Source organism: Streptomyces yerevanensis (assembly GCF_000716805.1).
GTDB lineage: Bacteria > Actinomycetota > Actinomycetes > Streptomycetales > Streptomycetaceae > Streptomyces > Streptomyces flaveus.
Genome location: NZ_JNWJ01000015.1, coordinates 76,963 through 99,450, shown reverse-complemented (window position 1 = coordinate 99,450; position 22,488 = coordinate 76,963). Strand labels below are relative to the sequence as shown.

Annotated in this window: 23 protein-coding genes and 1 pseudogene; 12 read left to right on the top strand and 12 right to left on the bottom strand. The window is 67.6% G+C overall.

Going from position 1 to position 22,488, the window contains the following annotated elements; all coding sequences use genetic code 11:
• Positions 1–170 precede the first annotated feature (170 nt).
• The 3 genes and pseudogenes from OP79_RS58545 to OP79_RS18110 all read left to right on the top strand — a co-directional run.
• Positions 171–332 (top strand): annotated as a pseudogene (locus OP79_RS58545) (class I SAM-dependent methyltransferase); the annotation flags it as partial.
• Between the two features lie 74 nt (positions 333–406).
• Complete coding sequence (locus OP79_RS58540; protein ID WP_425428580.1) at positions 407–706, top strand: hypothetical protein; 300 nt, start codon at positions 407–409, stop codon at positions 704–706.
• A gap of 178 nt (positions 707–884) precedes the next feature.
• Positions 885–2,270 (top strand): serine hydrolase domain-containing protein, encoded by a 1,386-nt coding sequence (locus tag OP79_RS18110; RefSeq protein WP_033321281.1) that lies wholly within the window; start codon positions 885–887, stop codon positions 2,268–2,270.
• A 124-nt stretch (positions 2,271–2,394) separates the two neighbouring features.
• On the opposite strand, the gene OP79_RS18105 is transcribed toward OP79_RS18110, so the two are convergent.
• From OP79_RS18105 to OP79_RS18095, 3 genes are all read right to left on the bottom strand, one after another.
• Positions 2,395–2,847 (bottom strand): GNAT family N-acetyltransferase, encoded by a 453-nt coding sequence (locus OP79_RS18105; protein ID WP_033321280.1) that lies wholly within the window; start codon positions 2,845–2,847, stop codon positions 2,395–2,397.
• Between the two features lie 361 nt (positions 2,848–3,208).
• Entirely contained in the window at positions 3,209–4,075 is an 867-nt protein-coding gene (locus tag OP79_RS18100; protein ID WP_033321279.1) for a GNAT family N-acetyltransferase, read from the bottom strand.
• Between the two features lie 5 nt (positions 4,076–4,080).
• A complete protein-coding gene (locus OP79_RS18095) occupies positions 4,081–4,617 on the bottom strand; it encodes a DUF2269 family protein (RefSeq protein ID WP_033321278.1) in 537 nt (178 codons plus the stop codon).
• Positions 4,618–4,693: 76 nt separating this feature from the next.
• Between OP79_RS18095 and OP79_RS18090 the strand changes: the two genes are divergently transcribed.
• Positions 4,694–5,326, top strand: a complete 633-nt coding sequence (locus OP79_RS18090; protein WP_033321277.1) for an HAD family hydrolase — start codon at positions 4,694–4,696, stop codon at positions 5,324–5,326.
• A 421-nt stretch (positions 5,327–5,747) separates the two neighbouring features.
• Positions 5,748–7,223 carry a globin domain-containing protein gene (locus tag OP79_RS18085; RefSeq protein ID WP_245685356.1) on the top strand — a complete coding sequence of 492 codons (1,476 nt, stop codon included), beginning with the start codon at positions 5,748–5,750 and terminating at the stop codon, positions 7,221–7,223.
• 27 nt (positions 7,224–7,250) lie between these two features.
• Here the strand turns inward: OP79_RS18085 and OP79_RS18080 are convergent, their stop codons facing one another.
• The 5 genes from OP79_RS18080 to OP79_RS18060 form a co-directional block, all read right to left on the bottom strand.
• The gene (locus tag OP79_RS18080) at positions 7,251–7,733 is read right to left on the bottom strand and encodes an NUDIX domain-containing protein (RefSeq protein WP_033321276.1); all 483 of its coding nucleotides are present in this window, start codon (positions 7,731–7,733) and stop codon (positions 7,251–7,253) included.
• Between the two features lie 42 nt (positions 7,734–7,775).
• Entirely contained in the window at positions 7,776–8,681 is a 906-nt protein-coding gene (locus OP79_RS18075) for a LysR family transcriptional regulator (RefSeq protein ID WP_033321275.1), read from the bottom strand.
• Between the two features lie 217 nt (positions 8,682–8,898).
• Positions 8,899–10,038: a cystathionine gamma-lyase gene (locus OP79_RS18070; protein ID WP_033321274.1), complete on the bottom strand. Its 1,140-nt coding sequence runs from the start codon at positions 10,036–10,038 to the stop codon at positions 8,899–8,901.
• On the bottom strand, positions 10,035–10,577 hold the full coding sequence (locus OP79_RS18065; protein ID WP_033321273.1) for a low molecular weight protein-tyrosine-phosphatase: 543 nt from the start codon (positions 10,575–10,577) through the stop codon (positions 10,035–10,037). The genes OP79_RS18070 and OP79_RS18065 overlap by 4 nt, the downstream gene beginning before the upstream one ends.
• Positions 10,578–10,586: 9 nt before the next feature.
• A complete protein-coding gene (locus tag OP79_RS18060) occupies positions 10,587–10,964 on the bottom strand; it encodes a phage holin family protein (protein WP_033321272.1) in 378 nt (125 codons plus the stop codon).
• A gap of 48 nt (positions 10,965–11,012) precedes the next feature.
• Between OP79_RS18060 and OP79_RS18055 the strand changes: the two genes are divergently transcribed.
• From OP79_RS18055 to OP79_RS18040, 4 genes are all read left to right on the top strand, one after another.
• Complete coding sequence (locus tag OP79_RS18055; RefSeq protein ID WP_033321271.1) at positions 11,013–11,330, top strand: cupin domain-containing protein; 318 nt, start codon at positions 11,013–11,015, stop codon at positions 11,328–11,330.
• Between the two features lie 160 nt (positions 11,331–11,490).
• Complete coding sequence (locus tag OP79_RS18050) at positions 11,491–11,703, top strand: DUF5326 family protein (protein ID WP_033321270.1); 213 nt, start codon at positions 11,491–11,493, stop codon at positions 11,701–11,703.
• 345 nt (positions 11,704–12,048) lie between these two features.
• Complete coding sequence (locus OP79_RS18045) at positions 12,049–12,762, top strand: IclR family transcriptional regulator (protein WP_033321352.1); 714 nt, start codon at positions 12,049–12,051, stop codon at positions 12,760–12,762.
• A 99-nt stretch (positions 12,763–12,861) separates the two neighbouring features.
• Positions 12,862–13,302 (top strand): SsgA family sporulation/cell division regulator, encoded by a 441-nt coding sequence (locus OP79_RS18040; RefSeq protein ID WP_033321269.1) that lies wholly within the window; start codon positions 12,862–12,864, stop codon positions 13,300–13,302.
• 38 nt (positions 13,303–13,340) lie between these two features.
• Here the strand turns inward: OP79_RS18040 and OP79_RS18035 are convergent, their stop codons facing one another.
• The gene (locus tag OP79_RS18035) at positions 13,341–14,771 is read right to left on the bottom strand and encodes a YibE/F family protein (protein ID WP_033321268.1); all 1,431 of its coding nucleotides are present in this window, start codon (positions 14,769–14,771) and stop codon (positions 13,341–13,343) included.
• 221 nt (positions 14,772–14,992) lie between these two features.
• On the opposite strand from OP79_RS18035, the gene thiC reads away from it, so the two are divergent.
• The 3 genes from thiC to OP79_RS58045 all read left to right on the top strand — a co-directional run bounded on the left by thiC (position 14,993) and on the right by OP79_RS58045 (position 18,454).
• On the top strand, positions 14,993–16,813 hold the full coding sequence (thiC, locus tag OP79_RS18030) for a phosphomethylpyrimidine synthase ThiC (RefSeq protein ID WP_033321267.1): 1,821 nt from the start codon (positions 14,993–14,995) through the stop codon (positions 16,811–16,813).
• Positions 16,814–16,907: 94 nt separating this feature from the next.
• Positions 16,908–18,284, top strand: a complete 1,377-nt coding sequence (locus OP79_RS18025; RefSeq protein ID WP_033321266.1) for a VWA domain-containing protein — start codon at positions 16,908–16,910, stop codon at positions 18,282–18,284.
• Positions 18,285–18,325: 41 nt separating this feature from the next.
• Positions 18,326–18,454, top strand: a complete 129-nt coding sequence (locus OP79_RS58045) for a hypothetical protein (RefSeq protein WP_281193210.1) — start codon at positions 18,326–18,328, stop codon at positions 18,452–18,454.
• Positions 18,455–18,601: 147 nt separating this feature from the next.
• On the opposite strand, the gene OP79_RS18015 is transcribed toward OP79_RS58045, so the two are convergent.
• The 3 genes from OP79_RS18015 to OP79_RS18005 form a co-directional block, all read right to left on the bottom strand.
• Entirely contained in the window at positions 18,602–19,471 is an 870-nt protein-coding gene (locus OP79_RS18015) for a hypothetical protein (RefSeq protein WP_033321264.1), read from the bottom strand.
• Between the two features lie 183 nt (positions 19,472–19,654).
• A complete protein-coding gene (locus OP79_RS18010; protein WP_033321263.1) occupies positions 19,655–20,779 on the bottom strand; it encodes a metallophosphoesterase in 1,125 nt (374 codons plus the stop codon).
• Between the two features lie 202 nt (positions 20,780–20,981).
• The gene (locus OP79_RS18005) at positions 20,982–22,094 is read right to left on the bottom strand and encodes a LacI family DNA-binding transcriptional regulator (protein ID WP_078491853.1); all 1,113 of its coding nucleotides are present in this window, start codon (positions 22,092–22,094) and stop codon (positions 20,982–20,984) included.
• Positions 22,095–22,488: the final 394 nt, after the last annotated feature.

Here is a 22,488-nt window from a genome sequence, read left to right as displayed (position 1 = left end):
TCTCACCGGAAGCGGAAACTCACCTCCGCGAACGGGGAATAGGCGACTGGCGCTACGGCGTCTGACCTCTGACCGCACCAGATCGCTGCCGAGAGTGAGGGCAATGGACGCGCAGTTTCTGGGACGACAGGTATCGCAGCCGTGACCGACTCTTCAGCGGTGCCGCCAACGGGGTGCTCATCGCCGAAGTCACCGACCTGCCGCCAGGACAGGCGCTCGACGTAGGATGCGGTGAAGGCGCAGATTCCCTCTGGCCGGCCCGGCGAGGTTGGCAGGTCACTGCGGTCGACATCTCGCAGGCCGCCCTGGAACGCGCCGCAGCAGTAGCTACGGACATCGCTGGCCGAGTGGCGCGGACACGGGCCGACCTGACCAGCATGCCACCCCGGCCGGCGCGTTCGATCTGGTGTCCGCCCACTACTTTCCCCTTCCACACCAGCCGGACCACACTGCGCTGCGCGGCCTGCTGGACGCCGTCGCACCCAGCGGCACCCTGCTTTTCGCCACCCACGACCTTGCCGGCCTGTCCCCGCGCCCGGAGCAGGGCTTCGACCCCAGCGACTACCACCAGCCCGACGACATTGCCAGGCTCCTCGATCACAACTGGACTGTTCTGATCAACGAAACCCGCCCGCGAACCGCTCCCGCCCCCGAGGGCACGCACCACACCCACGACACCGTTCTGCGAGCACAACGTCTGCGGTAACCGGCGCCTCACGAACCTCCGCCTGGAGAAGTTGTTGAACCCTCGCCGCTCGTGAGTGAAGTGGTACATCACCTTGCGTACGCACGAGCGCCAAGTTGTCCTCTCAAGCAGCGGCTCCGCGAATGCGGTCATGCTTATTGGATTCGACGCCGAGCGGTCAGCCAGGTGGACTGGGCTCATGACGACACTTCAGGAAGAACTGCTGCCCAGTACGCGCCAGGCTCTGCTGCACCGTATTGCCACCGCTCAGGCCGAGGGACGGGCGCCGTCGATGGTGGCGGTGGTCGTGCGGGGCGGGGAGGCGGTGTGGCACGGGGCGCGGACCTCGGTGGACGGGCACGGGCCGGACAAGAACGTGCAGTACCGAATCGGGTCGATCACCAAGACGTTCACCGCGGTGCTGGTGCTGCGATTGCGGGACGAGGGAGTGCTGGACCTCGGCGATCCGCTGGAGAAACATCTGCCGGACACGGGGGCGGGGGAGGCGACGATCGCCGAACTGCTCGCGCATACGGGCGGGTTGGCGGCCGAGTCGCCTGCGCCCTGGTGGGAGCGCACTCCGGGCTCGCTACGCCCAGAGCTCGCCGATGTGCTGGGCGAACAGCCGCACCGGCACCCCGTGGGGCGGCGGCACCATTACTCGAACCCCGGCTATACGTTGCTGGGTGCGTTGGTCGAGGAGCTGAGGGGCGCCCCCTGGGAGGAGGCTCTGCGGCATGAGGTCCTCGAACCCCTGGGGCTGCACCGTACGAGCAGCCGCCCACAGGAACCGCACGCCGGCGGCTGGGCCGTGCATCCCTGGGCGGATGTGATGCTGCCGGAGCCCGCCGAGGATCTGGGCCGGATGGCGCCGGCCGGTCAGCTCTGGTCGACCACAGGCGATCTGGCGCGCTTCGCCGCCTTCCTGGCCAAGGGAGACGATCGTGTGCTGAGTGCACGGTCGGTGCTGGAGATGCGTACGCCTGCGGCACCGCCCGAGGCCGAGGAGGTGGTGGCCGGTACGGCCTATGGCCTCGGCATGCAGATTCAGCATCGGGACGGGCGGATTCTCGTGGGGCATTCGGGGTCCCTACCTGGCTTCCTCGCCGGTCTCGTGATCAACGTCGAAGACGATCTGGCCTCCGTCGTGCTCGCCAACTGCACCTCGGGCCCGCTGGTGACGACGGTCGCCGCGGACCTCGTACGCATCGTCGCCGAGGCCGAACCCCGGGTCCCCGAGCCATGGCGTCCGTTGTCTGAAGTCGACGCATCCGTACTGGAGTTGGCGGGGCCGTGGTATTGGGGCACGCAGGCCTCCGCGCTGCGTCTCACGGTCGATGGAGGCGTCTCGATCGGACCCCTGTCGGGCAATGGCCGTCGCTCGCGCTTTCAGGCCAACGGCGACGGGACATGGACCGGACTCGACGGCTACTACGCGGGCGAGCTTCTGCGGGCCGTACGGCGCCTTGACGGGTCGGTGAGTCATCTGGACCTGGGGTCGTTCGTCTTCACACGGCGACCGTACGACGAGGGGGCGCCGGTGCCGGGTGGGGTGGATCCGGAGGGGTGGCGCGGGGTTCGGTAGCCGTAGCGTCGGACGAGCAGCATCCCGCGCGACAAGAGCGTCCCGTACGACGGGAGCGTTCCGTACGACGGGAGGCGTTGTGTTTCACGTGAAACACAACGCCTCCGCGGGTGCATACGCCGCCTCAGAGAGGCAGCTTGAACCCCACATGGGAGGCCGTGAACCCGAGGCGTTCGTAGAACCGGTGGGCGTCGGCGCGGGTGGCGTCGGAGGTCAGCTGGACCAACTGGCAGCCCTCGCGCCGGGACTGGTCGACGGCCCACTCGATGAGACGGGAACCCAGGCCGCTGCCGCGCTCGTCGGCGTGAACGCGCACGCCTTCGATGATCGAGCGGGTTGCTCCCTTGCGGGACAGACCGGGAACGATCGTGAGCTGGAGGGTGCCGACGACGCGGCCTTTGCGTACGGCGACGACCAAGTGCTGGTTCGGGTCACCGCTCAGGCGGTTCAGTGCGGTCAGGTACGGGGACAGGTTGTCCGGTGATTCGCGCTGGGCGCCCAGCGGATCGTCGGCGAGCATCGCGACGATGACCGGGACGTCCTCCGCGACAGCGGGTCGTATCTCGAGGTCTCCCATGGCGGCAGCCTATGCGGGCACGTCCTGCGCAGGCGTGCTCTGTGCGGGCGTGGAGGCGGACACGCTCACCGACTCCATGACACGGACCAGCGAGGCCAGTTCGGGATTCTGGCCGCTTCGTCGAGTGCCTCACGCAGGGCGACGCGCCTCTTCTGGGAGCTTGAGGCCCGCCTCGGTACCGCCCCCAACTGGGTCGGCGCCGCTCTCGCCGTCGCGGCTCTGCTGCTCGCCGTACTGTAGGCCGCCCTGGAGCGCCGCGCCGACGTCCCGAGCATCGTCGTGGCAGCCGCGGAGTCCGACGGACGGAGGGAACGCCGTCCGGCCGCTGATCCGCGGCCCGGGCAGTCTCGTACAAGGTGGCTCAGCCTGCCGCCACCGTCAGGGGAGCGAACCGGCGCGTCCAGTCGCCGGGGAGTTCCGCGATGCCGTACGTCATGACCGCGTTGAAGCTGGTGGAGGCGAGGCCGCGGGCCTTGACCCACGTCAGCAGTTCCTCGTGCCGTACGTCAATATCCGTGCGCAGTACGTGGTTGGTGTGGGCGGCCAGCGAGGCGATGAGCGCCTTCGCCGTCTCCGTGTCCCGGGCGATCAGCGGGCCCACGACATGGTTGTCCAAATTGGGCCAGGCGGCCGCGTACCCGGTGATCTGCCCGTCCTCCTCGGCGACGCGCAGTTGGTCGGCGAAGGCCGGCAGCCGCGTGATCATGTGCGTGCGGTCGGTGCCGAAGACTTCTTCGTCGAGCCGGAGGATCGCGGGAAGGTCCTCGGCCGTGGCCGCACGCGTGGTGGCCTCGGGCTCCGGACCGCCGGGCGTGAAGTGCCCGCGGACCATCTCGGCCCGGCCAGTGGCCTTGAAGCCCAGCTCCTCGTACAGGGGGCGGCCGTACGGCGTCGCGTGCAGGGTCAGCGGGGTGGTGCCCAGTTCCGTGACAACGTGCTGCATCAGGCGCCGACCAACGCCTTGCCGGGCGTACCGTTCGGCGACCAGCACCATGCCGATGGTGGCCAGATCGGGGCGCTCTCGTGGTCCGTACGAGGTCACGACGCAGGCGCTGACGAGGCCGCCGCCCGGGTCGTCGATGGCATAGCCCTTACCTGCCGCCAGTAGCAGACCCCACTTGTGCTCCTCGCGGGGCCAGCCCCGGTTCTCGGACAAGTCGGCGCAGGCGGCGAGGTCCCGCGGCGTCAGACGGCGGATAGGCAGGGCGGCGAGGGAAGAAGTCGGCACGCTTGTCAGGCTGTCTGACTGGTGCGCTCGGCGTCCACCGGTTTCCGGGCGGCCTTGCGCAGATTTTGACCACGCCTGGTCAGGCCCCAGGGCTTGAGGACCGAGATCACCGTCATGAAGCCATAGGCGGACAGCGAGACGATCGGCCCGGCCAGTACCTCGCTGACGTCGGGCAGCGGTCCGCCCGCGGAGACGGCGGCGACCGCGGAGTTGACTCCAGGACGCAGCGCGAAGACTGTGGCGGTCACCGTGGCCAGAGTCAGCCAGAACTTCGTGTAGACCCATCGGTGCCTCGCCAGACCCCACGGGGTGCCCAGGGACAGCACCAGACCGCTGAGGAAGGTAAGGAACGCGAGGGGGAGCAGGAGCCAGTCGGCGAAGAGCTTCATGGCGCGGACGGAAGCCTCCACGGTCACTGCGGAACCTGTGGTGGCCGCAGTGATTCCGAGCACGAGTAGCCCGAGCGTGAGCCCGAGCCAGCATGCGGAGGCGGCTACATGGACAACGAGGGTGGCCCGGCGTGCGGGGCGGGTTAGTTTCACGTGAAACACCGTGCCGGGCGGGAGCGGTGAGGACGTCTGACAGTGGGAGTAACCCCACGTACTAGCCTCGGCGTACATGGCGAGACTTCATCTCTTCGATCTGGACGGGACGTTGCTGCATGGCAGCTCGGCGCCCGTGGAGATTTCCCGGCAACTCGGGCTGGAAGCCGAGACGGTGGCCCTCGACAAGGCGGTCGGCGCGGGACGTATAAGCCCGCCGGAGTATGCGACGCATGTGCATGCCCTCTGGGCGGAACTCACCGAGGCACATGTGGCAGCGGCCTTCGCAGGCGCTCCTTGGCTGTCGGGCATTGAGGACGTCTGGGCGGAGATCAGAGGGAGCGGCGACTACTGCGCCGTCATCTCGCTGTCGCCGTCGTTCTTCGTGGAGCGGTTGACGGAGTGGGGTGCGCATGCGGCCCACGGTTCGCGCTTCCCTGCCGTGCCGTTCACCGAGCCCGTGGATCCGGCGGGGATTCTGAGCGCCGCCGCCAAGGTGCAGATCGCGGACCGGCTCTGCGCGGAGTACGGACTGGGACGGGCGGACTGTATTGCGTACGGCGACTCGATGTCGGACAAGGACCTGTTCGGGGCGGTTCCGGTATCCGTCGCCGTCAATGCGGATCAGCATCTGACGGGGCTGGCCACGCACTCCTATATGGGGCGTGATCTGTTGGATGCCTATGAACTAGTCCGACGTTCCCGGTAATTGAAGGAATAGCCGGTTCGGTCTCTGGCAATTCCAGGCGCAGGAAACTGGGGACTTGTGCGGCGGACCGTGACCGGTAGGGTCGACTCCGGTTCCGGTGTGATGTGCGCGTGTCGCGCGCATGTCCCGCGGGAACGAGCGCAGGTCAACACAGCCTAACGGGACAGAGAGATCGAAGACCCGCATTCTCCGTAATGCGGCCAGGATGTCGGTGAAGGGTGGGACGCTGCGATGGCGGTAGTGCGGCCATTGTCACACTCTTGTCCTACTTGTCCGTAGGGGGCGGGATTTCGGGTTTGAACGTGCCCGAATTGGCCAGCGGGACAGAACGGAAAAATACGCCGTCTGCGGGGGAAAGCAGGCATCTTCCGATCGAGGAAGTGCGCAGACCGACCGAAAGATGTTCGAGGCGAGGCACAGCATGGACGCTCCGACCACCACGTCGGCCGACAACGGCACTTCAGGGGGCAACGGCGAGGGCGGCTGGTTCACGCCGCGCAGGCAGCCGGAGCCGCCCGTGGGCGGCGAGCAGGAGCCGACCGAGGGCAGCCGTCTGGCCGCGTTGCGCCCCGTGGGCAGGCCGGCGACAGGCAACGGCAAGGCAGCGCAAAAACGAATATCTCCCGTCGCGGAAGCCGACCCGGCCGACGCCGCCAACACCGAAGCCAGGGCCGACACCACCAACGCCTCCCCGACCGACGCCCCCGGCGAGACCACCACCCCGTACCAGCCGGACCCTCAACCCCGCCTCCCCGAACAGCGATCCGACTCCTCCCATCCTGCGTCCCCCGACGCCGTCCGTGTCCGCCGCACCATGGCCGAGGTGGCCCCCATCGCCGACAAGGTCACCTCGTACTTCTACGCTCTGCTCTTCGTGCGCCACCCCGACCTGCGCCCGTTGTTCCCGGCCGCGATGGACACACAGCGGGACCGGCTTCTCAAGGCGCTGCTGACCGCGGCCGAGCACATCGACAACACCGAGGTCCTGGTCGCGTATCTGCAGAACCTCGGCCGCGGGCACCGCAAGTACGGCACCCGACCCGAGCACTATCCGGCTGTCGGCGAGTGCCTCATCGGCTCCCTGAGCCGGCACGCCTCGGCGATCTGGGACGAGGAGACCGAGGCGGCCTGGGTCCGAACATATACGACGATCTCGCAGATCATGATCGATGCCGCGGCCGCAGACGAGCTGCTCGCCCCGGCCTGGTGGCACGCCGAGGTCGTCTCGCACGACCTCAGAACCCCCGACGTCGCCGTCATCACGGTCCGCCCCGACCAGCCATACCCCTTCCTGGCCGGGCAGTACACCAGCCTGGAGACGCCCTGGTGGCCGCGGATCTGGCGGCACTACTCCTTCGCCTCGGCACCCCGCTCCGACGGGCTGCTGTCCTTCCACGTGAAAGCGGTCCCGGCGGGCTGGGTCTCCAACGCGCTCGTGCACCATGCCCGGCCCGGCGACATCATCCGGCTCGGCCCGCCGTCCGGGTCGATGACCGTCGACCACACCACCGACAGCGGGCTGCTCTGCCTGGGCGGCGGCACCGGGATCGCCCCCATCAAGGCACTGGTCGAGGATGTTGCCGAGCATGGCGAGCGGCGCCCGGTCGAGGTCTTCTACGGTGCCCGCACCGATCACGACCTGTACGACATCGACACGATGCTGCGGCTCCAGCAGATCCACCCTTGGCTCGCGGTCCGCCCGATCGTCGACCAGCAGGCGCATGTCCAGCTCCCCGACGCCATACGGGAGTACGGGCCGTGGAACGAGTTCGACGCGTATCTCTCGGGCCCGCCCGGCATGATCCGCAGCGGCGTGCACACGCTGAGAGACATCGGCATCCCGTCGGAGCGGATACGACACGACTCGGTGGAGGAACTCGTCGCGGCCGTGAACTGACCCGATGCTAACCCGACGAGCGGAGCGTCAGCCCAGGTCAGGCGCGTGCAATGCCCGTACGCCCTCGATGTTGCCGTCCAGATAGTGCCGCAGCGACAGCGGTACGAGATGGACGGAGGCGATCCCCACCCGGGTGAAGGGAATGCGTACGATCTCGTACTCGCCGCTTGGCTCGTCGATCTCGGGGCCATGACGCTGGGAGGGGTCCATCGACTCCAGCCGGCACACGAAGAAGTGCTGTACTTTCACGCCGGTGGTGCTGGCGTCCTCACCAATATGCTCGACGGTGTCGACGAAGCAGGGCACCACGTCGGTGATCTTGGCGCCGAGCTCTTCGTGGACTTCACGGTGGAGTGCGTCGACGACGGATGTGTCCTCCGGCTCGACCCCGCCGCCGGGCGTCAGCCAGTAGGGATCCACGCCGGGCTTGGTTCGCTTGATCAGGACCAGGTCGTCGCCGTCCAGCAGGACGGCGCGGGCGGTGCGCTTGACCACGGGTCGGACGGTCATGAAAGAAATGTGGCCCCGCTGGTTCCACGTGAAACATCCCCGTCATGACCAGTCGGTGGCGGCCTGAAGCAACCATTCGTGCGCCCGCGCGATATGCGGCATGGCGAGCGTGCCGGTGCGTACCACCAGGAAGTACGTACGCAGCGGGGGCACCGCGGGTTCGAGCAGCGCCACCACGTCGCCGCACTCCAGCGCCGTTGCGCACAGATAGCGGGGTAACACCGCGAGCCCCGCGCCGGTGATCGCACAGGCGAGGACCGCACGCAGGTCGGGGACGATGACGGTGCCCGACGCTGCCGGGCGGCAGTCGAAGACGGCGGCCCAGTAGCGGGCGACGAACGGCAGCGACTCGTGCACCTCCACCACGGGGAAGTTCTCCAGGGCGGGCGCGCCCTCGCAGAGCAGCTTGCCGGAGCCGATACGGGCCTCCCAACGCGGCGAGGCGACCAGGACGTGCTCTTCGTCGCAGAGCGGAGTCGCCGTGAGCAGGGCACCGCGCGGACGGGCCGTACTGATGGCCAGATCGTGATGTCCGGCGGCGAGCCCCTCCAGCGTCTCCTCGGCATTGCCGAACGAGGCCCGCAAAGCTAGGCCTTGGCCGTCGTCTCCGGTCAGCTCTGTCAGTGCGGGCAGGGCACGTTCGGCGGTGAACTCCGGCGGGCCAGCCAAGTGAAGGGTACGTACGGAGGAGGCTTCGTCGAGGCCGGTCTCGGCGATCTCCACAAGGGCGTCCAGATGCGGGGCGGCCTTGTGGGCGAGCTCGTCGCCGATGGTCGTGGGGGTCACGCCGCGGGCCTGGCGCAGAAAGAGGGGCCGCCCCAGTTGACGTTCCAGGGTGCGGATCTGGGAGGTGACGGCCGGCTGCGAGAGGCCGAGCAGCGCGGCGGCGCGGGTGAAGGAGCCGGCCCGGTGCACGGTCACGAAGGTCCGTAGCAAGGCCAGATCCATGGTGTGTCGCCCCTCTCTGCAGCCCCACGGCAGCGCTCAACTATAAATAAGTCGATAGGTCTCTGTCGCTACTGTGATTGGACACTGACACAGAGTCAACTAGCCTTGTTCGCGCGGTTCTTCGCGCGCAGAACCGGGACGGTCCGAGCCACGAGGGGGGAGGCTCGGACCGTCCGCCGTCCGATTTCGGGTTACTGATCGGTCGCTCAGGAAGCCGTCACCGCGCCGACTCATCGAGGGCGCGGAGCACATCCGCCACCAGGTCCCCGGGATCCTCGGCGCCGACCGAAAACCGGATGAAGCCCTCCCCGACCGCGTCCCCGCCCCACCGTCCGCGCCGCTCGGCCGTGGACCGCACCCCGCCGAAGCTCGTCGCACCGTCCACCAGGCGCAGCGCCTCGAGAAAACGGTCGGCACGCGCGCGCGTGGGCAACGAAAACGACACCACACACCCGTAGCGCCTCATTTGCTGCGAGGCGATCTTGTACGAGGGATCGTCGGGCAGCCCCGGATAGCGCAGTTCCGTCACCTCGTCCCGGCCGTGCAGCGCCTCGGCCAGTGTCAGGGCGGTGGCGTTCTGCCGGTCGACGCGCAGCTGGAGCGTGGCGATGGAGCGGTGTGCGAGCCAGGACTCCATCGGCCCCGGAATGGCGCCGACGATCTTGCGCCAGCGCCGTACGGCGGCCATGGCTGAGGCGTCGCCACCAGTTACGTACCCCAGCAGGATGTCCCCGTGCCCGGTGAGCTGCTTGGTGCCGCTGGCCACCGAGAAGTCGGCGCCGAGCTCCAGCGGGCGCTGTCCGAGCGGGGTCGCCAGGGTGTTGTCGACGGCGACCAGGCAGCCACGCGCGCGTGCCGCCGCGGCGAGCCGCCGGATGTCGCACACATCGAGCCCCGGGTTCGACGGGCTCTCGATCCACAGCAGCTTCGCGCCGTCGAGTACGCCGAGTTGGGCGTCGCCTCCGGTCGGCGCGGTGCGCACCTCGATGCCGTACGCCTCGAGCTGCTCGCGTATGAGCGGCAGCACCTGGTAGCCGTCGCTGGGCAGCACGACCGTGTCACCAGTACCCAGCTGTGAGAAGAGGACCGCCGAGGCGGCGGCCACGCCCGAGGCGAACACGAGCGTCTCGACGTTGCCCTGGCCCGGCGCCTCCAGCTCGCCGATGGCGCGCTGGAGGTGGGTCCAGGTCGGGTTCTCGTCGCGGCCGTATGCGTACGGGCCCGTGATCTCGCCCGGCAGGTGGTAATGGGCGGCGAAGACCGGCCCTGGGAGGGTCGGCTCGTGCTTGACGGGGTCGGGAAGCCCGGCCCGCACCGCGCGCGTGCCGTCGCCCGGCCCCGTATTGGCATCCGTCATGCCGCCTCTCCCTCCACGTGTTCCCGAACCGTGGCGAGCAGACCGACGCTCGCTGCCTCGACCATCTCAAGGCACTCCTCGAAGCCGTCCATGCCTCCGTAGTAGGGGTCCGGTACGTCGAGGTCGTGGCCTGCGGATTCAGAAGGGGCGTGTGAAGCACTCGTTGAGGGGTGGTGGTCGGGCGACGGGCGGGAGTACGAGCGCAGGAGCTGGACCTTCTCCGCGTCCGCCGAGGTCGGCGCGAGGCGTCGCAGGTCCTCCAGATGACCTCTGTCGAGCGCGATGACCAGGTCGAGCCGGGAGAACCATGAGGCCCGGAACTGGCGGGCCGTGTGGTCGCTGTCGTAGCCGTTCGCCTCCAGGACGGAAACGGTGCGCGGGTCGGCGCCGTCCCCCTCGTGCCAGCCGCCGGTGCCGGCGCTGTCCACCTCGATCAGTCCGTCGAGCCCGGCCTCCGCCACACGCGCGCGGAAGACGGATTCGGCCATCGGGGAGCGGCAGATGTTGCCGGTGCAGACGAAACACACGCGATAGGGCATCAGGATCGCTCAGTCCTTGTCGGGGAGGACGACGTTCAGCGCCCAGGAGACGATCGAGATGATCAGGCCGCCCAGGACGGCGGTCCAGAATCCCTCGACATGGAAGCTCAGGTCGAGCTTGTCCGCGAGCCATGAGGTGAGCAGCAGCATCAGAGCGTTGATCACCAGGGTGATCAGGCCGAGGGTGAGGATGAACAGCGGGAAGGTGAGCACCTTCACGATCGGCTTGACCAGGAAGTTCACCAGGCCGAAGATCAGCGCCACGAGAAGCAGGGTGCCGGTCTTCTTGCCCGTGCTGTCGCCGGTCACGGTGATCTTGTCGAGCAGCCATACGGCGATGGCGAGAGCGCCCGCGTTGGCGATCGTCTTGACTACGAAATTCTTCATGTGTCTGATCGTGGCAGACGAGATCGGTAACTAGTGCGGACGAGGGCGATGAAGGCATTCCGGCTGGATGAACTGGAGGCGGAGCGCGCCGCCAACGACGGTGCGTATCTCCAGTTTCTGCGCGAGAAGAACATGTCGGTCGGCCTGTACGCGCTGAACGCGGGCACGCAGGACCCGCAGCAACCCCACCGCCAGGACGAGGTGTACTTCGTCGTGAGCGGCCGCGCCGCGATCACGGTGGGCATGGAGACGACCCAGGTGGCGCGCGGCAGCGTTGTCTATGTGCCCGCGGGGGTGGCCCACAAGTTCCACCACATCAGCGAGGATCTGCGGGTTCTGGTGGTCTTCTCTCCGCCGGAGAGCTGACGTCCGGTCTCAGGGTTCCCTAGGGGAACGATCAGGGGAGGACAAGGGGTGCCAGGCCCCCGCCGACACCCCTGTCGCGCCTAGCATCGAAGGCAGGACATTCGAGACCCGTCGCCCCCTCAGCAGGGGGCGACGGGCAGAGAGACAAGGAACAAGGGCGATGGGTGAAATCTTCGCGGGGATGCCGTGGTGGGTGAAGTGGGTCGCGGTGCCGGTCATCGCTCTGGTCGTGTTCGGCGGCGTGATAGCGAGCGTCGTCGGGTTCGTGATCGGCCTGCTCTTCAAGGTGCTGGTGTTCGTGGCACTGGTCGGCGGAGTCATGTACGTCGTACGGAAGTTCATGGCGAGCTCATCGTCACGGAGCGACTGGTAGAGCGCTTGGTGGAGCAGCTCGTACGCGGCGGAAGCGGGTAGATGGGCTGCCGCAGGGGGTTGCCGACAACCGGTCGGCAATAACAGGAATCAACGATTCCCTCGGGGGAGGGAAGTTTCGGGGCAGGCCGTCCGCGAGCGGTGGTGGGCGGTTAAAGTCCGGAATTCGACGCGGGGTTGATCCCCGCGGGCGGCGCACAGACCCCTCCCGTGACACCCCCGCACGGGTGGCCCCCTCGCGCTTAGGGAGTGACCCTTGGCCACTGCTGACACCGCATCCCCAGGACCGAACGTCCCTTCCACCGAGCCGAACCCCACGACACTCATCGGATCCGTGCAGCGTGCGATGCGCCTCCTGGAATCCGCTGCCCAGCACGAGCACGGGGCACCCGCCAAGCAACTGGCCCGCGAGGCCCACCTCGCGCTGCCCACGGCGTACCATCTGCTGCGCACCCTCGCCCACGAAGGCTATCTGCGCCGCGAGAAGGGCCTGTTCTTCCTCGGCGAGGCGGCCGAGCGACTCAGCAGCAGCGCCGCCCGGCAGAAACGTCGCAGCACGGTCGTCGACGCGCTCGCGCAGTGGCGCGATTCAATCGGGGTGCCCGTGTACTACGCGGTCTACCGAGAGGGCGAGATCGACGTCCAGTGTGTCGCCGACACCCCCGCCAATCCGGCGGTAGAGGAGTGGGCCGATTTCCGCGAGACCGGGCACGCCCACGCGATCGGCCAGTGCCTGCTGTCCCAGCTCGACGAGGAGGCCCGCCGCGACCACCTCGACCGGTATCCTGTGCAGTCGATCACTCCGTACACGGTGCGTGACGATTACATTCTGTTGCGGCGCCTCGACGGGGCAAAACGCATGCAGCCCGTGGTCGAGCGGCAGGAATACGCGTTGGGCACGGTCTGCGCCGCGATTCCGATCACTGCGGGCACCACGGTCGGCTCGATGGCCATCTCACTGCCCGCCCACCAGGCGGACCGACTGCTGCCCGCGGCACGGCAGTTGCAGAACGAGATCGGCAGGCTGCCAGGGACGCTCGCCCTCTCTATCAGCATCTGAAAACTCACTCCTTGTGATCTGGTGTGTACTTTCAGCAAGATGCCAGCAGTGTCAGGTGGATGGTTCCTGGCCAGTCGACGGCAGACGGTGGGGTAGGCGATGCGCGAGTCAGTAGTACAGGCAGAGATCATGATGAGCTTTCTTGTGTCGGAGGAGCTCTCCTTCCGCATTCCGGTGGAGCTTCGATACGAGACCTCTGATCCCTATGCCGTACGGCTGACCTTCCACCTGCCCGGCGATGCCCCGGTGACCTGGGCCTTCGGCCGGGAGCTGCTGATCGACGGGGTGGGGCGGCCGTGTGGGGTCGGCGATGTGCACATTGCGCCCGCCGGCTCCGAGGGGTTCGGCGATGTGCTGATCCGGCTCCAAGTGGGCGTCGACCAGGCACTGTTCCGCTGCGGTGCGGTGCCGCTCGTGGCGTTCCTGGACCGCACGGACAAGCTGGTGCCACTGGGTCAGGAGCACTCTCTCGCCGACTTCGACACACACCTCGACGAGGCCCTGGACCGCATCCTGGCGGAGGAACAGAGCGCGGGCTGAGTCGTACGGTCGTACGGCACTCAGAGTGCCGTAACGCTTCAGCGCTTGCGGCGGCGTCCCCTTCCGCCGAGCACCGGCGTCCTGACGCCTGCCTGTGCCTGCTCCGGTGGTTGTGCCTGCGTAGGTGTCTGCGCCGGGGACGCGGAGCCGGGGCGGTCCGCCGAGACCACGAGAGCGGCCAGGGCCGTGGTGACCGGTACGGAGGCGACCAGGCCGATCGAGCCGACGAGCGTACGCACGATCTCCTCGGCGACCAGCTCACTGTTGGCCACCGTCCCCACGCCGCTCTGCGCGATCGAGAACAGCAGCAACAAGGGAAGCGCGGCGCCCGCGTACGCGAGGACGAGCGTGTTGACGACGGACGCGATGTGGTCGCGGCCGATACGGATACCCGCGCGGTACAGCCCGCGCCAGCCCATCGACGGATTGGCCGCGTGCAGCTCCCAGACCGCCGATGTCTGCGTCACCGTCACATCGTCGAGCACACCGAGCGAACCGATGATGACGCCCGCGAGCAGCAGACCGCTCATGTCGATGCTCGGGTACAGGCCATGGATCAGACCGGTGTTGTCGTCCGTGTTGCCGGTGAGCGCGGACCAGTCGATGAACTGGGAGCCGAGCACCCCGATCAGCAGCAGTGAGAGCAGGGTTCCGAGCACTGCGACCGATGTTCGGGCGGAGAGTCCGTGGCAGGCATAGAGCGCGATCAGCATGATGGCGCTTGCCCCGACGACCGCCACGACCAGAGGGTTCGATCCCTGAAGTATCGCGGGCAGGATGAAGAACGTCAGGACAAGGAAGCTGACGGCCAGCGCGATCAGCGCCATGACGCCGCGCATCCGGCCCACCACGACCACGGCGAGCGCGAAGATCCCCGCGAGCAGCGCCATCGGAAGCCTGCGGTTCACATCGGTGACCGAGTACTGAAGGTCCCTGGGGGCGTCGGGCGCGTACGCCACGATCACTTCCTGCCCCTGGCTCAGCTGCCGCGACGAGTCCGGCTGGACGATCTCCGTGAAGGTACGGCCCTTGTCCTTGCCAGTGTCGACCCGGACCGTCGCCTTCTTGCAGATGCCGTTCGCCTGCTGCTGAGCGGAGGAGCCCTCCGCGGTCGAGGTGTCGCCGGTCGGGGTGCCCCCCGAGGCGTTGACGGACTTGCAGTCCACCTCGTCGACCTTGGTCACCGTGGCCTGCTGGGTCTGCCGGTCGAAGCCGACGCCGGTGCGTTCATGGGGTGGAGCACCGCCTGGCCACAGCACGGCCAGGCCTACGACGACCGCCGTGGCGAAGGGAATCAGCACCGCAGCGATGATCTTGCGCAAGTGTTTGGACACAGGGGCTGGAGGACCATGGCCATGGCTGTGCGCATGGCTGTGGCCATGACCGTCACCAGAGCCGTGGCTGTCGCCGGGACCGGGCCCGTGCGGCGGTTCGGACGGGGGAAGCGGGGGCTGATGCGTTGTAGTCACCGACCGATCATCGCAAGAACGAAAGGGGCCCACTGTTCAGCGCGCCCAACATGACGCTAGCGTGGAAGGACCTTTTGTACACGCGGGAGCTCGGGGCACCGGGCTGAGAGGGCGCTGACCTCCGTCCCAGCGATGTTTCACGTGGAACATCGCCGTACGGAAACCGCTGCGTCGACCGCTGAACCTGTTACCGGGTAATGCCGGCGTAGGGAGTAGGTCTCATGACCAACAAGGACGTACGCACGCCTGCCTCCAGCCACACGGACGGGGATTCCGCCTCGTCCGGGAACGGCGAGGCCGGGAAGTCCATCGGCTGGCACAAGGCATACGTCGAGGGCTCGCGCCCTGACCTGCGGGTGCCGGTCCGTCAGGTGCACCTCACCAACGGGCAGTCAGTCACCCTGTACGACACCTCCGGCCCGTACACCGATCCGACCGTCGACACCGATGTCCGCAGGGGCCTGGCGCCACTGCGCGAGAACTGGATCATCGCCCGCGGCGACACCGAGGAGTATGCGGGCCGTCCCCTCCGCCCCGAGGACGACGGGATCAAGCACACCTCGCCACGCGGCGGACTGCGCAACCTCGACGCCGTCTTCCCTGGGCGTCCGCGCCAGCCACGCCGGGGCCGCAGCGGTACGGCCGTCACGCAACTCGCGTACGCACGACGTGGTGAGATCACACCGGAAATGGAATTCGTGGCGGTCCGCGAGAACGTCGAGCCCGAGGTCGTACGCGAGGAAATCGCCGCCGGACGAGCCGTGCTGCCCGCGAACGTCAACCACCCGGAGATCGAGCCGATGATCATCGGCAAGCGATTCCTGGTGAAAGTCAACGCCAACATCGGTAATTCGGCGGTCACTTCCTCCATCGAGGAGGAGGTCGAGAAGATGACCTGGGCGACCCACTGGGGCGCCGATACGGTCATGGACCTGTCCACCGGCCGCAATATTCACACCACCCGCGAGTGGGTGTTGCGCAACTCCCCCGTCCCCATCGGCACGGTCCCGCTCTACCAGGCGCTCGAGAAGGTCGACGGCCGCGCCGAGGAGCTGACCTGGGAGATCTACAAAGACACGGTCATCGAGCAGGCCGAGCAAGGCGTGGACTACATGACCGTGCACGCGGGCGTGCGCCTGCCGTACGTACCGCTCACCGCGAACCGCAAGACCGGCATCGTCTCGCGTGGCGGCTCGATCATGGCGGCTTGGTGCCTCGCGCACCACAAGGAGTCGTTCCTCTACGAGAACTTCGAGGAGCTGTGCGAGATCCTGGCCGCCTACGACGTCACGTACTCGCTCGGCGACGGGCTGCGGCCCGGCTCGATCGCGGACGCCAACGACGCAGCTCAGTTCGCGGAGTTGAGGACGCTCGGGGAACTCAACACGATCGCCAAGCGTTTCAACGTACAGACCATGATCGAGGGCCCGGGACATATCCCGATGCATAAGATCAAGGAGAACATCGACCTTCAGCAGGAGATCTGTGATGAAGCTCCGTTCTATACGCTCGGCCCGCTGACGACGGACGTCGCGCCGGCGTACGACCACATCACCTCCGGCATCGGTGCCGCGATGATCGCCTGGTGGGGCACGGCCATGCTCTGCTATGTCACGCCCAAGGAACACTTGGGCCTGCCCAACCGTGACGACGTCAAGACCGGCGTCATCACCTACAAGATCGCCGCCCACGCAGCCGACCTCGCCAAGGGGCACCCAGGTGCGCAGGAATGGGACGACGCGCTGTCCGACGCCCGCTTCGAGTTCCGCTGGGAGGATCAGTTCAATCTGGCCCTCGACCCTGACACGGCCCGAGAGTTCCACGACGAAACCCTCCCGGCCGAGCCCGCCAAGACGGCCCACTTCTGCTCGATGTGCGGGCCGAAGTTCTGTTCGATGAAGATTAGCCAAAGCATCACAGAGCAGTTCGGCGGTACGGCTGCTGCGGGGGCGACGGCCGAGGAGGTCGCTGAGGGGATGCTCCAGAAGTCGAAGGAGTTCGCGGCGAGCGGCAACCGCGTGTATCTGCCGATCGCTGACTGAGAACAAGGCAGCGATGCCCCGGCTCTCCGGGGCATCGCTCCTTTGAGAGTTCAGGAAGGCAGCCCTTCGGCTCTCGGGTCGGCAGACTGACTCCATGACAGCGAGAGCACTGAGTAAGGGCGCCAACCTTCCCGTCGATTCTCCTGCGGTGCGCGTTGAGCTTGCTTGGTCCGAAGGGCCTGATGTGCCCGACGTCGACGCTTCGGCATTGCTGCTCACTGCGGGCGGACGCGTTCGTGGCGATGGTGACTTCGTCTTCTACAACCAGCCGCAACATGCATCGAACGCCGTGACGCACCTGGGAAAACAGAGTGGCGCTGGTGTGATGACCGACACGGTAGAGGTGGACCTGAATTCGCTGGAGCCGGCCATCGAACGGGTCGTGCTGTGTGCGTCGGCCGACGGAGGGACGTTCGGTCAGGTGCCTGGGCTGGCCATGAGGCTGCTGGACGCCGGGACGCGGACCGAGCTCGCACGGTTCGACATGGAGGCCGACATGGAGACGGCGTTCATCGGTGGCGAGCTGTACCTGCGGGCGGGGCAGTGGAAGTTCCGCGCAGTCGGGCAGGGCTACGCCTCCGGTCTCGCTGGACTGGCCACCGATTTCGGGATCACCGTTGACGATGTCCCCTCGGACACGTCTGCTTTGCCGACGGCACCTGTTCCGGCGCCACCTGTCACGGCCACGGCGTCTTTCGGCCCACGCATCAGAGATGGCGAGGAACGGCTGCCCGTCGACATGCGCAAGCGTCTGTCCCTACGCAAGGAGCAGGTGGCGATCAGTCTGAGGAAGCATGGAGCAGCCGGGGCCACTGCGCGCGTCATCCTGGTCCTGGACGCTTCCGGCTCCATGTCGTTCCTCTACTCCAGGGGTGTCGTTGCCGACGTGGTGGAGCGCATGGCCGCGGTTGCCGCACAGCTTGACGACGACGGAGAGATGCAAGCCTGGACGTTCGCTTCGAACGCGGCTCGACTTCCTGATTTGCGTCTGGGGGAACTCCCCGAATGGCTGCGGCTGCACGTCCGGGTGGGACAGGCGAGCCTCTTCCGCCGCAGCAAGAAACCGAGCAAGGGACTGGAATCCGGTCAGGTCGACATGCGGACGGTCGGCATCCAGAACGAAGAACAGAAGGCGATCGCCCACGTCCGAACGTATGTCAGGGAAAACCCGGCCGCTGCCCCCACCCTGGTGCTGTTCTTCTCCGACGGAGGCATCTATCGCAACGCCGCGATCGAGCGGGAGCTCAGGGACGCGGTTGAGGAGCCCATCTTCTGGCAGTTCATCGGGCTGGGCCGGTCCAACTACGGCGTGTTGGAGCGATTCGACACCCTGCCTGGTCGCCGTGTCGACAACGTGGGGTTCTTCGCTGTGGACGACATCAGTACAGTCCCGGACCAGGAACTGTACGACCGGCTCCTGTCCGAGTTCCCGACCTGGATGACGGCCGCCGGCCAGGCGGGCATCCTCTGATCCCGTTCTTGAGGGCCATCTCAGGGGTTTGGTTGTCCTCGATGAAGATCTCCCACGACATCCGCCGCGAACACGGCGGTACGCAGACGGAGATCGAGGAAGGCATGGTGCAGAAGTCGAAAGAGTTCGCAGCTGCGGGTAACCGGGTGTATCTGCCGCTCGCGGACTGAGCCTGGTCCGGGCACGGCGGCAGCGCACCGCTCCGGGCTCCGGCCCTCGACTTTGTGGTCGTGGGCCGGGGTGCCCGTGCGGCTTGTCCGTCCGACCGGAAGTTCCGGGTTCCGGTTCGGCTGCTTTCGGTATCGCCCCGGTCGCTGCTACTCCGGCTGATGCTCCGGTCCCCCGAAGTCCGGGCTGGAGAAGTCCGGGCTCGAGTAGCTGGGGCGGGGGCCCGCCGCGGGGCCGCCGTCGGGGCTGCTGAAGCCCGGGCGGTTGTAGCCGAGGTGGGGGATTCGGCTGGTCGGCTGCGGCGGTGTCGTACGGCCGAGGACCGCTGAGCCCGGGTCGGCGAGTGCCTCTCGGAGGAACGGCATGATGCCGCGCTCCAGGAGGGCCTCGCGCCAGGCTTCCCTGGCCCGGGTCACTTCCTCGCTGCTCTCGCTCTGCGCGCCGGCCTGCAACGAGCTCTCCCCGTTGCGCAGAGCGGTGAGCAGCAGCCCGACCGCGGCGATCAGGATCGCCGCCGCGGTCACCGCGCCGAAGACCCACCCGGTGGTGAGGAGAGTCTGGGCGAACGCCGGCTCGGGGTTCAGCATCTTCAGGAGGTAGCCGACGAGCAGGAAGATCGCCGAGGCGGTACCGGCGAGGACGGGAGTGAGTACCGCGGCGACGGCGGTGGCGCCTGCCCCGGCAGTCTCGGCCGCCTCCCCCACCGTGGCGGCGAGTCCCACCACACGTGTGCCCGGGTCCGTGGATCCGGATCCTTCGTGGACGCGTGGGGTGGGTGGCGCCGGCTGGCGCTGTTCCTCGCGGACCTTCACGTAGTGCTGATATTCGGTCGCCGCGGCGGCCGTGATGAGAGCGGAGGCGTTGAGCGCCATGGTGCGCAGTTGTTCGGGGTTGAGCCGCTGGCCTACAGCGGCGAGTTCCGGACGGTGTGGTGCGGAGCGCAGCGCCTCATCGAGGATCCGCTCGTACTCTTGGCGGTCCTCGCTCAGCAGGTGCTGCGGAACGCTGTTCATGTGCATCCCCCGATGCTCCGTAGGGCTTGGGGCTCGGCATGCTGACGAGCCGTCGGGCAGAAACGGAGGGGAGCCTGCTACGGATAAGCCGATGGTAGAGCGGGGACAGCACGCGGTGACAGGGGGTTTCCAGAAATTGCCCCTTGGCCGGCACCGTCCCCGGTGGGAGAACGCCTGCCCGGAGAAGGGTCAGCTATCCAAGGGCAGTTGCTGGACCAGTAGCTTTCCGGCCATGGTCACGCCGCCGTCCATCGCGATGGCCAGCCCGTCGGCGTACACATGCGGTCCTTCGACCACAGGGCCCGCGGCATCGTCGTCGTCTTCCGAACCGGCCTCGCCGAGGAGATACGGAATGGGGCTGTGACCATGGACGATGCGGGAGCCGCCGTACATGTCGAGGAGCTCGCGCACGGCCTGGGCGCCCCCGTCGTCGCGGAACGCGAAGCGCTTGGTGAACTTGCGGAAGAGGTCCCAGCATTCGTCCGCGTCGTTGCGTGTGAGGGCTTCGCGGACGGTGTCGTTGACCGCTTCGATGGAGTCGCCGTAGTCGAGATAGGCGGTGGTGTCGGAGTGCACCAGAAGGTGTCCGTCCGCCAGCTCCATCGCGTCGAGGCGGGCCATCCACTGCAGATGGTGGTCCTCGAGGCGTTCCATGTCGGTCTTCTGGCCGCCGTTGAGCAGCCAGGCGGCCTGGAAAGTGGCCGTACCTGCACCGGAGTTGACGGGGGTGTCGCCGAATCGCTTGGCGCCGAGCAGCAGCAGTTCGTGATTGCCCATCAGCGCCTTGCAGTAGCCGCCGGCTGCGGCGGCCTCGGCGGACAGCCGCATCACGAGGTCGATGACGCCGATGCCGTCGGGCCCTCGGTCGGTGAAGTCCCCGAGGAACCACAGCCTTGCGGTGCCCGCCGACCAGCGGCCGTCGATGTCGATGAGGCCCTTCTCGCGCAGCGCGGCGACGAGTTCGTCGAGATAGCCGTGCACATCGCCGACGACGTACAGCGGGCCCGGCCCTTCGGTGGACTGCGGGACGGTCGCGGCTTCGGGGCTGATCGGCACCTGAAGGGTGTCACCGCGGTTGATGACGGGCAGATCGCGTTGCGTCGGCGTGTAGCCCTCAGGGTCCTCGCCCGGTCTGGTGCCCTCATCGGGAGGCATCTGCTGCGCATGAGGCGGCTGTTGCAGATGAGGTCCAGGCTGGGAGTAAGGGCCGGACGGCTGCGTATACGGATCGGCTTCGTGGACGTACGCAGGCACGCGGAAGTCGCGCACCGTCGGTGTCCGCACTTCGGGTCCCTGACCGGCCCCCTGAGTCATCGACCCCTCCACCACCATCGCGCCGCATCTGCACCGCATCGGACTGCCTGGTCGCAGCGGCCCGCGGTGTCGTGCGCCCATCATAGGAATGCGGATCGCGCCATGTGATGACCCAGGGGTGGTGAATCGGGGCAGGACCCCGGTTCACCGTGGTTTTCTCCCGAATTGGAAGGGCTTTCACACCGGATGTCACCGCCTGACGTCACTCCTCTTCCGGTGATCGGGGCGGGCTGACGGTCGTACGCGGCGGCCGTCGCTCGGAGGAGGTCCGCACGATCAGCTCCGTGGGTATCACCTGCTCGACCGGTTGGTCTGATGCGACTCCCTCGATGGCGTCGATGAGGAGCTGGACCACGGCCGTGCCGATGTGGCGCGGCTTGAGTGAAAGAGTGGTGAGGGGCGGCTCGGTGTTGGCGTACACGGCGGACTCGCTGCAGCAGACGAGCAGCAAATCCTCCGGTACGCGCAGACCGTAACGGCGGGCGGCCGCGAGGAGGTCGGTGCCGTTCGGGTCGAACAGCCCGTACACGGCGTCGGGCCGATCGGGCCGGGCGAGCAGCCGGTCTGCGGCGGCGGCTCCCGCGCAGGGATCGTGCGCGGGATAGGCCTCGTACACCGGATCCTGGCCGACACGCTCGCACCAGCGCAGGTACGCGGTCGTCGACAGATGCGTGTACGTGTCCGTGGAGGTCCCGGTGAGCAGGCCGATCCGGCGGGCGCCCGCGTCGGCCAGATGGTCGAGGATGCCCATCACCGCGGCTTCGTGGTCGTTGTCCACCCAGGCGGTCACCGGGAGCGAGCCGGCCGGGCGGCCGTCGGAGACCACCGGTAAACCCTGGCGGACCAGTTCGCTGACGACGGGGTCCTGGTCGGAGGGGTCGATGACCACGGTTCCGTCCAGGGCCACGTTCGACCACACGTCGTGGCGCGAGGTGGCGGGGAGGATGACCAGGGCGTAGCCCCGGGCGAGCGCGGCCGAGGTGGCGGCTCTGGCCATTTCCGCGAAGTACGCGAACTCTGTGAAGGTGAAAGGTTCATCCCCGTAGGTCGTGACGGTCAGGCCGATGAGGCCCGACTTTCCGGTACGGAGCGTGCGGGCCGCGGCGGAGGGGCGATAGCCCAGCCGGTCGGCGACCTCGCGGACATGGCGTCGGGTGGCGTCCGGGAGCCGGCCCTTGCCGTTGAGTGCGTCGGACACGGTCGTGATGGAGACTCCGGCGGCCGCGGCCACGTCTCTGATGCCCGCCCGGCCCGGCCGACTGCTTCGACGGGTGGTCTCGGCCCGGCTCACCTGGTGCTTCCCTGCTGCTGTCATGGCGAGCCGATAGTAGGGCTCATGCGGTGGGGTAGTGCGGACGCATATTCACTCGTTGACAGGCACGTTTCTGCATGGTCGAGAGCACTCAATTGTCTTGGAAGAGAAGGTAGTTGAGCGATTCAATGACAGTACGTCACTTGTCGGGGCGTATGGGCCTGCCGAAGGGGTCATGTTTCGAAGAGGTCTCAACTCACCTGCATGGGGGATGCGCGCCACGGCGCGAGCCACCGGCGCTTGAACTGGACAGCGGCGCGCCCCCCACTTCGTACGCCTCCGGGGGCCGATGCCCGAGGGCCGCCTACGCGGTCGGTCCCGAGCCATACGCAGCGGCGCCGAATCCTCTTAAGGTGAGGAGTATTGGTATCCGGTGGTGGTCATGAGCCGGAGACGG

Coding starts and splice junctions, on each gene's coding strand:
- OP79_RS18090 (WP_033321277.1), top strand. CDS start 4,694: ATGGCGAGACTTCATCTCTTCGATCTGGACGGGACGTTGCTGCATGGC.
- OP79_RS18080 (WP_033321276.1), bottom strand. CDS start 7,733: ATGACCGTCCGACCCGTGGTCAAGCGCACCGCCCGCGCCGTCCTGCTG.
- OP79_RS18065 (WP_033321273.1), bottom strand. CDS start 10,577: ATGCCCTATCGCGTGTGTTTCGTCTGCACCGGCAACATCTGCCGCTCC.
- OP79_RS18085 (WP_245685356.1), top strand. CDS start 5,748: ATGGACGCTCCGACCACCACGTCGGCCGACAACGGCACTTCAGGGGGC.
- OP79_RS18015 (WP_033321264.1), bottom strand. CDS start 19,471: ATGCACATGAACAGCGTTCCGCAGCACCTGCTGAGCGAGGACCGCCAA.
- OP79_RS18025 (WP_033321266.1), top strand. CDS start 16,908: ATGACAGCGAGAGCACTGAGTAAGGGCGCCAACCTTCCCGTCGATTCT.
- OP79_RS18010 (WP_033321263.1), bottom strand. CDS start 20,779: ATGACTCAGGGGGCCGGTCAGGGACCCGAAGTGCGGACACCGACGGTG.
- thiC (WP_033321267.1), top strand. CDS start 14,993: ATGACCAACAAGGACGTACGCACGCCTGCCTCCAGCCACACGGACGGG.
- OP79_RS18045 (WP_033321352.1), top strand. CDS start 12,049: ATGCGCCTCCTGGAATCCGCTGCCCAGCACGAGCACGGGGCACCCGCC.
- OP79_RS18005 (WP_078491853.1), bottom strand. CDS start 22,094: ATGACAGCAGCAGGGAAGCACCAGGTGAGCCGGGCCGAGACCACCCGT.
- OP79_RS18040 (WP_033321269.1), top strand. CDS start 12,862: ATGCGCGAGTCAGTAGTACAGGCAGAGATCATGATGAGCTTTCTTGTG.
- OP79_RS18050 (WP_033321270.1), top strand. CDS start 11,491: ATGGGTGAAATCTTCGCGGGGATGCCGTGGTGGGTGAAGTGGGTCGCG.
- OP79_RS18110 (WP_033321281.1), top strand. CDS start 885: ATGACGACACTTCAGGAAGAACTGCTGCCCAGTACGCGCCAGGCTCTG.
- OP79_RS18055 (WP_033321271.1), top strand. CDS start 11,013: ATGAAGGCATTCCGGCTGGATGAACTGGAGGCGGAGCGCGCCGCCAAC.
- OP79_RS18060 (WP_033321272.1), bottom strand. CDS start 10,964: ATGAAGAATTTCGTAGTCAAGACGATCGCCAACGCGGGCGCTCTCGCC.
- OP79_RS18105 (WP_033321280.1), bottom strand. CDS start 2,847: ATGGGAGACCTCGAGATACGACCCGCTGTCGCGGAGGACGTCCCGGTC.
- OP79_RS18070 (WP_033321274.1), bottom strand. CDS start 10,038: ATGACGGATGCCAATACGGGGCCGGGCGACGGCACGCGCGCGGTGCGG.
- OP79_RS18075 (WP_033321275.1), bottom strand. CDS start 8,681: ATGGATCTGGCCTTGCTACGGACCTTCGTGACCGTGCACCGGGCCGGC.
- OP79_RS58045 (WP_281193210.1), top strand. CDS start 18,326: ATGAAGATCTCCCACGACATCCGCCGCGAACACGGCGGTACGCAGACG.